We start from the raw sequence: 13,943 nt of genomic DNA on the forward strand, positions 1-13,943 counted from the left end.
GCCGGGCTAGTAAAGCTCGGCGCGGTGCGGGTTGATCCGCCGCAGATCGCCGCGCCTGAGCGTCAGCCCCACGCGGTCGAAGAAATCGAGGATCTGGATCGCGACCTTGCGCCCGTTCTGGGTCAGGTCGCGGAACTGCGCGGCGGTGAACCAGCCATCCGGCGCCGCCGCCGACAGATCGCGCAGCATCGCGGCCATCTCGGCGGTGGTGCCGCGCAGGAAGAAATGGTCATGCGCGAGCTGATCCACCCGGCCGAGCCGTGCCGCCAGCTTCAGCACCCGCCGGATCTCGGCCGCCTCCTCCCCCAGTTCTGCCGCCAGATCGCGCACGCGCGGCGGGCGGAACCGGACATCCCCCGCCAGCATGGGCGCAAGGCTCGCAAAGATCTCCTCATCCGCCGCGGCCATGCGCGGCGCATGATCCTCATGGCGCACGAAGCCGCCCGCGAGCGCGACCAACCTCTGATCCGCGGCCTCGCGCAGCAATGCGGCAAAGCCCGGCTTCGGCAGGCGCGGCGTCAGCGACAGCCGCAGCGCCTCGCGCGACATGCCCTGAAGATCGGGATTCTCGGCGTGGAACGCCGTCAGCACCTCCCCCGCCTGACGCAGCAGATCGGCACGGCGCGCGGGCGTCATCAGCAGGCGAGGCGCCTGACCCAGCACCACCCATTGCGCCAGATCCAGATCCTGCGGCGCGAGCGCCCGGTCGCGCAGAAACGCGTCCAGATCGACAATATGCGGCGGCGCGGCCAGAAGCCCATTGAGGGCGCGGACAGGATCACTCTGCGCCGCCGCCCGTAGCGCCGCCCTACGCTCTGGCGTCGCCCGCCGCCGCGCCGGCGGGCGCAGATCCAGAAACCGCCCCCCGCCCAACGTTGTTCGGGCAGAGGCATCGCGCAGGATGAAACGATCCCCCCAGCCTAGCGCCAGCGGCCGGTCCAACACGATCTGCACCAGATGCGCCCCGTCCAACTCGCCCCCCAGCGACACGATCCGCGCCTCGGCCGAGGCCGCGCCCGTATGCAGATGTCCGCGCGACCCGCTGTTGAAGGGTTTCGCCCCCACCCAACGCAGCGCGGCGTCCACGCGGTCGGTCGGCGCATCGGCGTCCGGCGCGACCACCACATCGCCGCGCCCGATCTCGTCCCGGCCGATCCCGGAGAGGTTCAGCGCCACGCGCGTCCCGGCGGCGGCCTGCTCCGCCTTGCGGTTCTGCGCGCGGATTCCCCGCACCCGCGCCCGCAGCCCCGAAGGCGACAGCGCCACCTCGTCACCCACCGACAGCGTGCCCGACAGCATCATCCCCGTCACCACGGTCCCGGCCCCGTCCAGCGTAAAGGCCCGGTCCACGATCAGCCGCGGGCGGCCCGTCCGCTTGCGGGGGGCCAGCCCGGCCGACAGCTCGCGCAGCGCCGCGCGCAGCGACTCGACGCCATGCCCGGTTCGGGCCGAGACGGGGATCACCTCTGCGTCCCGCATCGGAGTCGGCGCCAGCACCGCGCCGATCTCCGCCCGCAGCGACTCAATGCGGGCGTCATCCGCCAGATCGGCCTTGGAGATGGCGACGACCGCGTGGCGCAGATCCAGCAGCGTCAGGATCTCCAGATGCTCGCGCGTCTGCGGCATGATCCCGTCATCCGCCGCGATCACGATCAGCGCGGCGTCGATGCCGCCCGCCCCCGCGATCATGTTATGGATCAGCCGCTCATGGCCGGGCATGTCCACGAAGCCGGTCACCTGCCCGTCGCCCAGATCCTGATAGGCGAAGCCCAGATCAATGGTGATCCCGCGCCGCTTTTCTTCCGCCAGCCGGTCGGCATCGACGCCGGTCAGGGCGTGAACCAGTGCCGTCTTGCCATGATCAATATGGCCCGCCGTGCCGATGATCACGGCGCCAACCGCTGCATTGCCGTCAGCAGATCCTCATCCCTGTCAAGCGTGCGCAGATCGAGGATCAGCGCGCCCTCCGCAATGCGTCCGATCACCGGCAAGGGCAGCCTGCGCAGCCGCGCCGCCATCTCCTCGGGCGCGCGCCCGCCGGGGCCGCGCAGCGCCAGACCCGCGCTTGGGAGCGTATCGGTCGGCAGCGCGCCGGATCCGACCTGGCTCTCGCAGTCGCACAACTCCACGTCATGGTCGAAACCCGCCACCGCCTCGGCCACCGCGCCGCGCAGCCGCTCGGCCTGGGCGCGGATCTCGGCCCGGTCCCGCGCCAGCAGGCGCAGCGTCGGCAGCCGCGCGATCAGCCGGTCCGGGTTGAGATAGAGCTTCAGCACCGCTGCGAGCGCCGCGATGCGGATCTTGTCGAGCCGCATGGCGCGTTTCATCGGGTTGCGGTTCAGCCGCGCGATCAGATCCTTGCGCCCGACGATAAAGCCCGCCTGCGGCCCGCCCAACAGCTTGTCGCCCGAGAAGCTGACCAGATCGGCCCCCGCCGCCACCGCCTCGGCCACGGTCGGTTCGCGGCGCAGCCCGAAGCGCGACAGATCCAGAAGCGAGCCGGAACCCAGATCGTTCATCAGCGGCAGCCCCGCATCCCCGGCGATCCGCGCGAGTTCCTGCGCCTCGACCTCCTTGGTGAAGCCCTCGATGCGGTAATTAGAGCAATGCACTTTCAGCAGCATGCCCGTGTCCGGGCCGATCCCGGCGGTGTAATCCTTTTCATGGGTGCGGTTGGTGGTGCCCACCTCCACCAGCCTCACCCCGGCGCGTGCCATGATGTCGGGGATGCGGAACGCCCCGCCGATCTCGATCAGCTCGCCGCGCGACACCACCGCCTCGCGCCCGCCGGCCAGCGTGTTCAGCGCCAGCAGCACGGCTGCGGCATTGTTGTTGACCACCGTGGCATCCTCGGCCCCGGTCAACTCGCGCAGCAGGCCACGCAGATGGTCGTCCCGCTCGCCGCGCCCGCCGCTTTCCAGATCGAATTCCAGCGCGAGCGGGTGGCGCATGGCCTCGGTCGCCGCCCGGATCGCCTCCTCCGGCAGCAGCGCCCGGCCGAGATTGGTGTGCAGCACCGTTCCGGTCAGGTTCAAGCAGGGGCGCAGCGCGTCGGGCCGGTCCAGTTCGGCCGCAGCGGCGTTAAGCACCGCCTGAGCCGGGTCCGGCGGCATCGCCGCACCCGCCAGCACATCATCCCGCAGCGCCCCGAGCGCCCGGCGCAGCGCCTCGGTCGCCGGCATCCGCCCATGCGCCGCGATCAACGCCGCACCGCCAGTCGCGCCGAGCAGGCGATCCACCGACGGCAGGTGCCGCAGGGCCGCGCTCAATACCCGACGAGGAACGGGTTGAACCCGCCCCGCCTCCATTCCGTGTCCCGCATCAGCGCATCAAGCCCGAGGCTGGCAATGTCATCGGCAAACGGTTCCAGCCGCGCATCGCGGTTCTGGTAGAGGATCTTGACCCAACTGTCGCATTCATTGCAGATCTCGGCCCGGATCGCGGCCTCCTCCGCCGCGCCCTCGATGGCGCGATAGCCGATGCCCTTGGTCGAGCCGCAGCACAGGCATTTCACCCGCACCTCGTTCCACTGCGTGCTGCAACAGGCGCAGGCGGCATAGCGCGCGCCGTCAAGCTGGATCGTGGCGGTGACGATTGAGGCCTGGGGCAGCCCGCCGCAGGACGGGCAGATCCCGGTGCGGATCGGGACAAGCTGCGCGGGGTCCAGCGTCGCGGCCAGGCGTGACGCGGCCAGTTGCAGCGCCGCCGCCGCGAAGGCCGCGGGTGCGGCAAATCCCTCCGGCACCCGGTCCGCGGCAAGTTCCGCCAGGAGCGCCTGGCGATCCGCCTCCGGTGCACTGCGCAGCGCCTCAAGTGCGGCGCGAGCGGGGTCGGGCATGGCCAGCCCCCCGGCGCGGTCCAGCACCGCCGTCCAGATCGCCGCCATGTCGTCCGAGCGGATCAGTGCCGCGCGGTCGATGGGCGGCATCCGCACGCTGCGATTGCGCGCGATAGTGGCGGCATCGACACCCGCGGGCGGCGCCAGCTCCGCCGCCAGCCCGGCCAGCATCTCGGACAGATCGGCCAGGAATCGCAGATAGGGCCCCAGCCGCGCATCGGATGACAGCGCCCGCAGCCGCGCGGCGCGGCGGGCAAACAGGCGCGCGGGATCGGGCAGCCGGGCGAAATCCGGCGTCGCGATGTTGCTGATGACGGAGGGATCGGGTTTGGGACTCATGAACTCGCTGCTGGATGACTTCCGCGCGCCGGGCGCGCCTCCGGCTCATTCTGCCGGAGGCGTATCCTGACGTCTAGCGACTTCGCGCAGCCATTTGCGGTGATGTTTCCAGGCCCATCCGCCGCTGACCCGGCCGCCTACCATCGCGCGCAGCGTGCCGCGGGTCCACAGCGAGGCATAGACATGCACGATGATGATGAGCACCGACAGCACCGCCGACAGCGCGTGGATCGCCACCGCCCAACGCCGCACCTCGATGGAGACAAGGCTGGGGAAGAATTGCTGCCAGATCATCACGCCCGAGACGACCATCGCCAGGAGCAGCCAGAACATGCCCCAGAACACGACCTTCTGCCCGAAATTATACTTGCCGAGTTCCGGCAGCTTTTCCTCGTTCCCGGCCAGCATCTCGTTGATGTTGCGCGCCCAGGTGATGTCCTCGCGCCGCATCAGGTTCAGCTTCCACAATTGCAGGAACAGCAGCAGGAAGCTGATGCAAGCGACGACGCCGAAGATCGGGTGGATGAAGCGCGCCGCCTGCCCGCCGCCGAACAGCGCGGTCAGGAAGAAGAGCGAGGGGTGAAACAGCGCGAAACCCGACAGGATCAGCAGCACGATCAGGATCGCGGTGAACCAGTGATTGATCCGCGTATGGGTGGCATAGCGGCGGATTTCCACCGGCTCGGTCGCAACGATCCGGTCGGTCGATTCCGAATATTCCCTCTCCGCCATCAGACCTCCTCCCGCTGCTGTCCCTCGGCGCCAAGCTCGGCATCCACCAATTCCTCGGCCTCACTCTGATCCTCGGCGCTGACCGTGTTGGGCTTGCCGAAGATCGAGTGCAGCACGGTGCCCACCGCCGCCAGCCCGATCGCGGCCAGACCGACCGCCTTGGCCGGTCCCTTCCAGCCCTCGACCACTTCCGAGATCTTCGGATCGGCGGGCAGATCGCTGTACAGCTCCGGCTTGTCGGCATGTTGCAGCACATAGAACACATGCGTGCCGCCGACGCCTTGCGGATCATAGATCCCGGCCCGGTCATAGCCGCGCGATTTCAGGTCATCGACCCGGGTTTCGGCATGGGCCATCATGTCGTCCTTGGTGCCAAAGACAATGGCCTGAGTCGGGCAGGCCTTGGCGCAGGCCGGCCCCTGCCCGACCGCGACGCGGTCCGAACAGAGCGTGCATTTCGACACCACGTTCCGCGTCGGCGACATGCGCGGAATGTCGAACGGACAGCCCGAGATGCAGTAGCCGCAGCCGATGCATTTGTCGGAGACGAAATCGACGATGCCGTTTGTATACTGCACGATGGCGCCGGGCGCCGGGCACGCCTTCAGGCAGCCCGGATCCTCGCAATGCATGCAGCCATCCTTTCGGATCAGCCATTCCAGATTGCCGCTGTCGGGGTTCTCCCATTCGCTGAACTTCATCAGCGTATACATTTCCGAACTCAGATCGGGCGGGTTGGTATAGGTGCCGTCGCAGATCCCGATCTCGGGGCTGGTTTCGTTCCACTCGGCGCAGGCCGACTGGCAGGCCTTGCAGCCGATGCATTTGGAGATGTCGATCAGCTTGGCGACTTTCTCCATCTGCTGGGTCGGCTCGGGCAGGTTCGGCGTGGCCGATGCCCGCATGATCGCCGCGTCCGAGAGGTTCGGCGTCAGCGGATCGACCGAGGGGTTTGAGACGGCCGTGGTCGGGGCCGGTGCGGGTGTGCTCATGCCACGGGCTCCTCTGCTGGCTCGATATTGACAAGGAAGGCCTTCGATTCCGGCGTCTCGATATTCGCATCCCCGATGAACACGGTCAGCGAATTGGGTCCGTAGCCTTTCTTGGCGACGCCGGTGAAGCCCCAATGCAGCGGCACGCCGACGACATGGACGGGCTTGCCGTCACAGATCAGCGGCTTGATGCGCTTGGTGACGACCGCCACCGCCCGGATCGAGGCACGCTTGTTCCAGACCCGGACCCAGCCGCCCTTGGTGATGCCCTTCTCCGCCGCGAGCTCTTCCGAGATCTCTACGAAGAATTGCGGTTGCAGCGCCGCATTCACCTTGTTGTGCTTGGTCCAGAAGTGGAAATGCTCGGTCAGCCGGTAGGAGGTGCCGACATAGGGGAACTCCTCCGAAGTGCCCAGATCGGCCACGTCGGATTCGAACACCCGCGCCACCGGGTTCCCGCGCATCTCGGCGTTGAACACATTGGCCATCGGGCTCTCGAACGGCTCCATATGGGTCGGGAACGGCCCGTCGCGCATCATGCCGCGCGCGAACAACCGCGAGGTGCCTTCCGGGTTCATGATGAACGGTCCGACCTCCTCGGGGCGCGAGGTGACGCCGATATCGGGCACGTCATTGCCGACCCAGCGTTCCCCGTCCCATTCGATCAGCATCCGGTCCGCATCATAGGGCCGGCCCTCCAGATCGCAGGAAGCGCGGTTATAGAGGATCCGGCGATTGACCGGCCAGGACCAGGTCCAGTTCTGATAGACGCCCAGCCCCGACGGATCGGAATTGTCCCGCCGCGCCATGTTGTTGCCGTCCACGTTCCAGCAGCCGGAATAGATCCAGCAGCCGCACATGGTCGAGCCGTCATCCTTCAGCTCGGTGAAGTTCTTCACCTGCTGGCCGGCTTCCAGCAAGGTCGCGCCGGGATTGTTCGGATCGCTGACCGCGCTCAGCGCCCGGCCATTGATCTCCATCGCCAGTTCCTGCGGGGTGGGATCGTTTTCATCCTCGTATTCCCAGCTCAGGTTCAGGATCGGATCGGGGAAGCTGCCCCCTTCCTGGCGGTAAAGCTCGCGCACCCGCAGGAAGATCTGCGACATGATCCAGGTGTCCAGCTTGGCGTCACCCGGCGGGCTGACGCCCGGCCAGTGCCATTGCAGCCAGCGCCCGGAATTGGTCAGCGAGCCCTCGTCCTCGGCAAAACAGGTCGAGGGAAGCTGGAGCACCTCGGTCTGGATCGAGGCCGGGTCCACGTCGTTGTATTCGCCGTGATTTTCCCAGAACCGCGCGGTTTCCGTCTCCAGCGGGTCGATGGTGACCAGCAGTTTCAGCTTCGACAGCGCCGAGGTTAGCTTGGCCCGGTTCGGGAAGGCCATCAGCGGGTTGAAGCCCTGGCAGAAATACAGGTTCACCTGGCCTTGATTCATCAGCTCGAACATGCGCAGCACGTCGTAATTCGGCACGTCGAGCTTCGGCAGGTAGTGATAGGCCCAGTCATTCTCGGCCTGCGCGGCATCGCCCCACATCGCCTTCATGAACGAGACCATGAACTTGGAGTAATTCTGCCAGTAGCTGGTCTGGTTGGGCCGCAGCGGCTTGAACTCCCGCGTCGACATATAGGTGGCGTAATCCGTCTCCGCCTCGGTGGGCATCGACAGATAGCCGGTCAGCAGATTCGACATCAGGCCCATATCGGTCAGGCCCTGGATGTTGGAATGCCCGCGCAGCGCGTTCATGCCGCCGCCCATCACCCCGATATTGCCGAGGATGAGCTGCAGCATCGCCATGCCGCGGATGTTCTGGCTGCCCTTGGTGTGCTGGGTCCAGCCGAGCGCATACATCGAGGTCATGGTCTTGTCGGGCGCCGAGGTCTCGCCGATCATCTCCGCGATATGCAGGAACTGGTCGGCCGGCGTGCCGGTGATGCGCTCCACCATCTCGGGCGTGTAGACATCGACATGCGCCTTGAGCAACTGCCAGACGCAGCGCGGGTTTTCCAGCGTCGGATCGGTCTCGGCAAAGCCGTCCTCGCCGATCACGTAATCCCAGCTCGACCGGTCATAATCGCGCGTCGCCGGATCGTACCCGGTGAACAGCCCGTCCTGCCAGCCGAACTCGTCCTTCACGATGAAGGCCGCGTTGGTGAAGTTGCGGACATATTCCCAGTGGACCTTGTCGTTCTCGATCATCCACCGGATCATGCCCATCAGCCAGGCAATATCGGTGCCGGGACGGATCGGCGCATAGTAATCGCTGACCGCCGCCGTGCGGGTGAAGCGGGGATCGACCACGATCAGCTTGGCGGCGCGATGCGCCTTGGCTTCCGTGACCCATTTGAAACCGCAGGGGTGGGCTTCTGCGGCATTCCCGCCCATCACGATCACCAGGTCGGTGTTCTTGATGTCGGTCCAGGAGTTGGTCATCGCACCGCGACCGAAGCTTGGGGCCAAACTGGCCACCGTCGGTCCGTGTCAGACGCGTGCCTGGTTGTCGAAACCTGCAATCCCCATCGCCTTGATGACCTTGAAGGTCGCCCAGGCGGTCTCGTTCGTTGTGGCGGATGCAGCCAAAACCCCGGTCGTGGTCAGCCGGTTGACCGGCACCCCGTCCTCGTTGAACTGCACCAGGTTCTCGTCACGATCGTCCTTGAGCGCGCGGGCGATCCGGTCGAGCGCCTCGTCCCAACTGATCGGCTCGAAGGCGTCGCTGCCGGGGCGGCGGATCTTCGGTTCGGTCAGCCGGCTTTCGGAGCGCACGAAATCCTTGAGCGCCGCGCCTTTCGGGCAGAGCGTGCCGCGATTGGTCGGATGGTCCACATCGCCCTCGATATGGATCAACTCGGCCTGGCCGTTGCGCGCATCGCCCTCGGAATACATGATGATGCCGCAGGCGACCGAGCAATAGGGACAGGTGTTGCGGGTCTCGGTCAGCGTGGTCAGGCGGAACGGCTTGATATGCGCCAGCTCCTGCGCCTCTGCCTCACCGAAGCCGAGCGACCCCAGTGAGCTTGCCACGACGCCCGCGCCCGCCAGCTTGATGAAACTGCGCCGCGAGAGGTCAATATTCATCTTCCCCTCCAATTTTGCCTACCCGAAGTTTGGTCCGTTCAGGTTCCGGCGGGCGCGGGGAAAAGTCAATCCTGTTCACAGATCAGGGCAGAGCAGTCCGGCCGGCCACATGGCCCGACCCGCGATTCAGACATGACAACAAGCACCGGGGAAGATTGCAGAATTTCGCAGGCACGCGGATCCCGGCCACCGGCCCGCCTCACCCGTGCGATCGCGGCTCGCGCCGGGTAATACGGTTATTTATCTATATGAGACAGTCGGTTAACCGATTTCGGTGCCCGCCATGCAGGCCGTCATCGCATGATAAATATCAGGTTTGCCGGGGAAGAGGGTTTCGACGGTCTCGCCGCCTTGTCCGATCTCGGCGAACCAGCCGCCATGCACATGGTCGATGTGATGGCGGTCGAGATGCCGCCAAAATTTGTCAACATCCGCAAGCCACTGCTCGTCTCCGGTGGCCTCTGTCAACTCATGGGCCGTGGCGATCGCCTCGGCCAACGGCCACCACAGACGGCGGCGGTTGTCGATCCGCCCGTCCCAGCCCATCGTATAGGCCAGCCCGCCCTCCGGCAGCCAGGCATCTGAAAGGGCCCGCTGATGAAGCGCCCGGGCCGCGTCGAGCGTCCATGCGTCGCGCGCCGCCTCGCCGCCTTCCCGGCGCAGTTCCAACACGAGACGCGCCCATTCGATGGCATGGCCGGGCGTGGTGCCCGGCGGGCGGAACATCGGGTCACCGGCAAAATCGCGGTCGATTTGCCAGTCCGGGGTGAAATGCTCCGGCACCACCCAGCCCTCGGCGCGGGCATGACAGTCGATCATGAACCCCGCGATTCTGCGGGCCATGTCCAGATCCTCCGCATCCCGCCAGCTTGCATGGGCGGCCAGAAGCGCCTCGGTCAGATGCATATTGGCATTGCCGCCGCGATAGGCGGGCGGGTTGGTCCAGTCCTCGTCGAACGTGTCCGATACCGCACCGGGATCGCCCTCCCAGAAATGCGTGCGGATCGCATCCATTGCGAGACCACGCAGCCGGTCCGCCTCCGGGTGACCCGCCGCATGGGCCGAGGCGGCGGCCAGCAGAACGAAAGCATGCCCGTAAGCCTGCTTGCGCCGGTCGGAGGGGCCGTCATCACCCACGCTCCACCAGAAGCCGCCATGCACCGGATCGTAATGGCCGTCGAGCAGGAACCGAACGCCGTGATCGACGATGGCGGCGGCGGCCGGATGCCGCAGCCGGTGGCCCTGCGCATAGGCGTGGACCATCCGCGTGGTCTCGTGCAGCTCCCGCGTCGGGTCCGGCAGAGGGGTGCCATCCGCCGCCAGCTTGTAGAACCCGCCGTCGGGATTCACCGAGGCGGCGTGAAAATCCAGCAGTCGCGTCGCTTCGGCGCGGCACCAGCCGGCCCCGTATTCGGTCATTTGAAACCCCCCAGTCGCCCCGTGATCTGATGCGGGCCAGGCCCACCCGGCCGGGCCGTCAGCGCACTGCCAGATCAGGCGTTGAACAGGAAGTGCAGGACGTCGCCGTCCTTCACCTCATAGCTCTTGCCTTCGACGCGCAGCTTGCCCGCCTCGCGCGCCCCCGCCTCGCCGTTCCCGGCGACATAGTCGTCATAGGCCACGGTTTCGGCGCGGATGAAACCACGCTCGAAATCGCCGTGAATGACGCCTGCCGCCGCCGGGGCCAGCGTGCCCTGGCGGATGGTCCAGGCACGGGCTTCCTTCGGGCCGACGGTGAAATAGGTCTGAAGCCCCAGCAGGTCATACCCGGCCCGGATCAGCCGGTCGAGCCCGGCCTCCTCCAGCCCCATCTCGGACAGGAACATCTCGGCTTCCCCGGCGTCAAGCTGGCTGATCTCTTCCTCGATCTTCGCGGAAATCACCACATGGCCCGCGCCCTGTTCCTCGGCCATCTTCGCGACCTGCGCGGAATAGTCATTGCCGGTCGCGGCCTCGTCCTCGGCCACGTTGCAGACATACAGCACCGGTTTCGCCGTCAGCAACTGCAGCATGTTCCATGCCTTGCGGTCGTCATCCGCGACATCGACCGTGCGGGCCGGGCGGCCTGCCTCGAGCGCCTCTTTCGCGGCGGTCATCAGGCGGGCATCTTCCTTGGCCTGCTTGTCACCGGCATTGATCTTGCGCGACAGATTGGCCAGCCGTTTTTCCACGCTTTCCAGATCGGCGATCATCAGCTCTGTCTCGATCGTGTCGGCATCGGCCAGCGGATCCACACGCCCCTCGACATGGGTCACATCGCCATCTTCGAAGCAGCGCAGCACATGGGCAATCGCATCCACCTCCCGGATATTGGCGAGGAACTGATTGCCCAGACCTTCGCCCTTGCTGGCCCCTTTCACGAGGCCCGCGATATCGACAAAGGTAATCCGGGTCGGGATGATCTGCTTCGAGCCAGCGATCCCCGCCAGCGTGTAGAGCCGCTGATCCGGCACCGCCACCTCGCCCACATTCGGCTCGATCGTGCAGAACGGAAAATTCGCCGCCTGCGCGGCGGCGGTGCGCGTCAGCGCGTTGAACAGGGTGGACTTGCCGACATTCGGCAGCCCGACGATCCCCATGCGAAAGCCCATCTCGAAATCCCGTGCAGTCAGTGCGGTTTCGCCGGGTCTTACGCGTCACGCGGGCCGAGGTCCAGCCGCGACCACGCGCACCGGGATCGACTTGGCCGCCGGTGTGCCGGTCATGCGGTCGTGGTGATCGAAGGGCAAAAGCGGGTTCAGCTCCGGGAAATACCCCGCCGCCGAACCGCGCGGCAGCGGATATTCCTGCGCCCGCAGCCCGGTCACCCGGCGCAGGCGGGTGTCGTCGCTGATCGTCGTCACCTCGACCGCGCTTCCGGTCTCGATCCCCCGCGCCGCCATGTCACCGGCATTCATGAACAGCACCTCCCGGTCGCCGCGAATGCCGCGATAGCGGTCGTTGCAGCTGTAGATCGTGGTGTTGAACTGGTCATGCGAGCGGATCGTGGCGAGGCGCAGCATGTCGGGCGCATCGACGGGATCGTCCATGTCCAGACCCGGCATGACCAGGAAATTCGCCTTGCCATTGGGCGTCTTCCAGACCCGCCGCCGGGGCGGCACATCCAGGTGAAACCCGCCCTCCTGCCGGATCTTCGCGTTGAAATCCGTGAAGAGATCCGGGTAGGTCGCGGCGATCCGGTCGCGGATCAGGTCGTAATCCCCGATGAAGTCCAGCCAGGGCACCGTGCTGCCGGGCAGCGCCGCCGCCGCCATGCGGCAGACGATCTCCACCTCGCTGCGAAGCGAGCCTGTCGCCGGTTCCAGCACCCCGTGCGAGGCGGTGACATTGGCCATCGCATCCTCAATGGTCACGAATTGCACACCCTGCGCCGTGCGGATGATCTCCGAGCGCGCGATCACCGGCAGGATCAGCGCATCCCGCCCATGCACAAGATGCCCGCGATTGAGCTTGGTGGCGATGCCCACCGTCAGATCCAGCCGCCGCATCGCCGCCTCGGCCCGGTCGCGATCCGGCACGGCACGGATGAAATTGCCGCCCATGCCGATGAAGACACGCGCCTGCCCGGCCTCCATCGCGTAAAGCGCGTCCAGCACGTGATGACCGTGATCGCGGGGCGGGACAAAGCCGAACACCTGCTCGACCCGGTCGAGATAGGCGTCGGTCGGCTTTTCGTCGATCCCGACCGTACGGTCGCCCTGCACGTTGGAATGGCCCCGGATCGGCACGATGCCCGCGCCCGGCTTGCCGAAATTCCCCCGCAGCAGCAGCAGATTCGCCACCTGCTGCAACAATTCGGCGCTGTTCTGATGCTGGGTCAGCCCCATGCCGTAGCAGATCATCGTCGCACCGGATCCGGCGTAGATCTCGGCGCAGCGGCGGATCTGGTCCTCAGCGATGCCGGATGCGTCTGCGATCTCCGCCCAGTCAAGCGACATGATCTCGTCGCGCAGCGCCCCGAAACCGGCGCAATGCGCGGCGATGAAGTCCCGGTCGAGCACCGCACGCCCCTTGTCGTCAGCCTCGAACAAGGCGCGCATCATCCCTTTCAGCAGGGCCAGATCACCGCCGATCTTCACATGCACGAATTCGCTGGCGATGTCGGTGGCGCGGAAGGTCGCCATCTGGCGCGGATCCTGCGGATCGGTGAAGCGCATCAGCGCGCGCTCCGGCATCGGGTTGACCGCCACCACCGGCACGCCGCGCTTGCGCGCCTCGACCAGATTGCCCATCATCCGGGGCGAGTTGGTGCCGGTGTTCTGTCCGAAGATGAAGATCGCTTCCGTGTGCTCGAAATCTTCCATCACCACCGTGCCCTTGCCGATGCCGATGGACGGCGGCAGGCCCCGGCTGGTCGGTTCGTGGCACATATTGGCGCAGTCGGGGAAGTTGTTCGTGCCGAATTCGCGCCCGAAGATCGAAAACAGGAACGCCGCCTCGTTCGGCGTCCGGCCCGAGGTATAGAACTCCGCCTGATCGGGATGATCGAGCGCCTGCAAATGGCGCCCGATCAGGGCATAGGCGTCCTCCCACGCGACCGGCACGTAATGATCGGTTTCGGCGTCATAACGCATCGGCTCGGTCAGCCGGCCCTGCATCTCCAGCCAGTAATCGCTCTGCCCGGCCAGTTCCGCGACGCTGTGCCGGGCGAAGAAATCGCGGTCCACCCGGTGCTTCGTCGCCTCATGGGCAAGCGCCTTCACGCCGTTCTCGCAGAAATCCAGCTTTTTCTTCCGGGCCGAATCGGGGAAGGCGCAGCTTGGGCATTTGAAGCCGCCCGGCTGGTTCATCTCCAGCAGCGCACGCGAGCCCTTGCCGACCACGCTTTGTTCGATCAGCACCCGCGCGGTCGCGGCGGCAGCCCCCCAGCCGCCTGCGGCTTTTCCGTCACCTTGCTGGCTGGGTTTCCTGTCGCTCATGCCGGCCTCCGCTCGCTGATCCGACCACAGAACCACAGCGGCGGGGCGA

10 protein-coding genes are annotated in these 13,943 nt (G+C 66.5%); all 10 read right to left on the minus strand.

The window, feature by feature from the left end; translation table 11 throughout:
* Positions 1 to 6: 6 nt before the first annotated feature.
* The 10 genes from selB to BLT73_RS05865 all read right to left on the minus strand — a co-directional run bounded on the left by selB (position 7) and on the right by BLT73_RS05865 (position 13,894).
* The gene (gene selB / locus BLT73_RS05825; RefSeq protein WP_090521684.1) at positions 7 to 1,890 is read right to left on the minus strand and encodes a selenocysteine-specific translation elongation factor; all 1,884 of its coding nucleotides are present in this window, start codon (positions 1,888 to 1,890) and stop codon (positions 7 to 9) included.
* Entirely contained in the window at positions 1,887 to 3,269 is a 1,383-nt protein-coding gene (gene selA, locus BLT73_RS05830; protein WP_245727099.1) for an L-seryl-tRNA(Sec) selenium transferase, read from the minus strand. The genes selB and selA overlap by 4 nt, the downstream gene beginning before the upstream one ends.
* A complete protein-coding gene (gene fdhE, locus BLT73_RS05835; RefSeq protein WP_090521687.1) occupies positions 3,266 to 4,177 on the minus strand; it encodes a formate dehydrogenase accessory protein FdhE in 912 nt (303 codons plus the stop codon). Before fdhE ends, selA begins: the two co-directional genes overlap by 4 nt.
* A gap of 45 nt (positions 4,178 to 4,222) precedes the next feature.
* Positions 4,223 to 4,909: a formate dehydrogenase subunit gamma gene (locus BLT73_RS05840; protein ID WP_090521689.1), complete on the minus strand. Its 687-nt coding sequence runs from the start codon at positions 4,907 to 4,909 to the stop codon at positions 4,223 to 4,225.
* Complete coding sequence (gene fdxH, locus BLT73_RS05845; RefSeq protein WP_090521691.1) at positions 4,909 to 5,901, minus strand: formate dehydrogenase subunit beta; 993 nt, start codon at positions 5,899 to 5,901, stop codon at positions 4,909 to 4,911. Before fdxH ends, BLT73_RS05840 begins: the two co-directional genes overlap by 1 nt.
* Entirely contained in the window at positions 5,898 to 8,366 is a 2,469-nt protein-coding gene (gene fdnG, locus BLT73_RS05850) for a formate dehydrogenase-N subunit alpha (RefSeq protein WP_218132506.1), read from the minus strand. The genes fdxH and fdnG overlap by 4 nt, the downstream gene beginning before the upstream one ends.
* A 12-nt stretch (positions 8,367 to 8,378) precedes the next feature.
* A complete protein-coding gene (locus tag BLT73_RS17890; RefSeq protein WP_218132507.1) occupies positions 8,379 to 8,975 on the minus strand; it encodes a molybdopterin-dependent oxidoreductase in 597 nt (198 codons plus the stop codon).
* Positions 8,976 to 9,236: 261 nt separating this feature from the next.
* The gene (locus BLT73_RS05855) at positions 9,237 to 10,394 is read right to left on the minus strand and encodes an AGE family epimerase/isomerase (RefSeq protein ID WP_090521695.1); all 1,158 of its coding nucleotides are present in this window, start codon (positions 10,392 to 10,394) and stop codon (positions 9,237 to 9,239) included.
* A 74-nt stretch (positions 10,395 to 10,468) separates the two neighbouring features.
* Positions 10,469 to 11,566, minus strand: a complete 1,098-nt coding sequence (gene ychF, locus BLT73_RS05860) for a redox-regulated ATPase YchF (protein ID WP_090521697.1) — start codon at positions 11,564 to 11,566, stop codon at positions 10,469 to 10,471.
* Between the two features lie 45 nt (positions 11,567 to 11,611).
* Positions 11,612 to 13,894, minus strand: coding sequence for an FdhF/YdeP family oxidoreductase (locus tag BLT73_RS05865; RefSeq protein ID WP_090521699.1), 2,283 nt, complete (start codon positions 13,892 to 13,894; stop codon positions 11,612 to 11,614).
* Between the last annotated feature and the right edge of the window lie 49 nt (positions 13,895 to 13,943).

It is taken from the genome of Paracoccus isoporae, assembly GCF_900101865.1.
In the GTDB taxonomy this organism is placed as follows: Bacteria; Pseudomonadota; Alphaproteobacteria; order Rhodobacterales; family Rhodobacteraceae; genus Paracoccus; species Paracoccus isoporae.

What these genes read in the sequence shown, in the direction of transcription:
- ychF (WP_090521697.1), bottom strand. Translation starts at nt 11,566, where the DNA reads ATGGGCTTTCGCATGGGGATCGTCGGGCTGCCGAATGTCGGCAAGTCC.
- BLT73_RS05840 (WP_090521689.1), bottom strand. Translation starts at nt 4,909, where the DNA reads ATGGCGGAGAGGGAATATTCGGAATCGACCGACCGGATCGTTGCGACC.
- BLT73_RS05855 (WP_090521695.1), bottom strand. Translation starts at nt 10,394, where the DNA reads ATGACCGAATACGGGGCCGGCTGGTGCCGCGCCGAAGCGACGCGACTG.
- fdhE (WP_090521687.1), bottom strand. Translation starts at nt 4,177, where the DNA reads ATGAGTCCCAAACCCGATCCCTCCGTCATCAGCAACATCGCGACGCCG.
- BLT73_RS17890 (WP_218132507.1), bottom strand. Translation starts at nt 8,975, where the DNA reads ATGAATATTGACCTCTCGCGGCGCAGTTTCATCAAGCTGGCGGGCGCG.
- BLT73_RS05865 (WP_090521699.1), bottom strand. Translation starts at nt 13,894, where the DNA reads ATGAGCGACAGGAAACCCAGCCAGCAAGGTGACGGAAAAGCCGCAGGC.
- fdxH (WP_090521691.1), bottom strand. Translation starts at nt 5,901, where the DNA reads ATGAGCACACCCGCACCGGCCCCGACCACGGCCGTCTCAAACCCCTCG.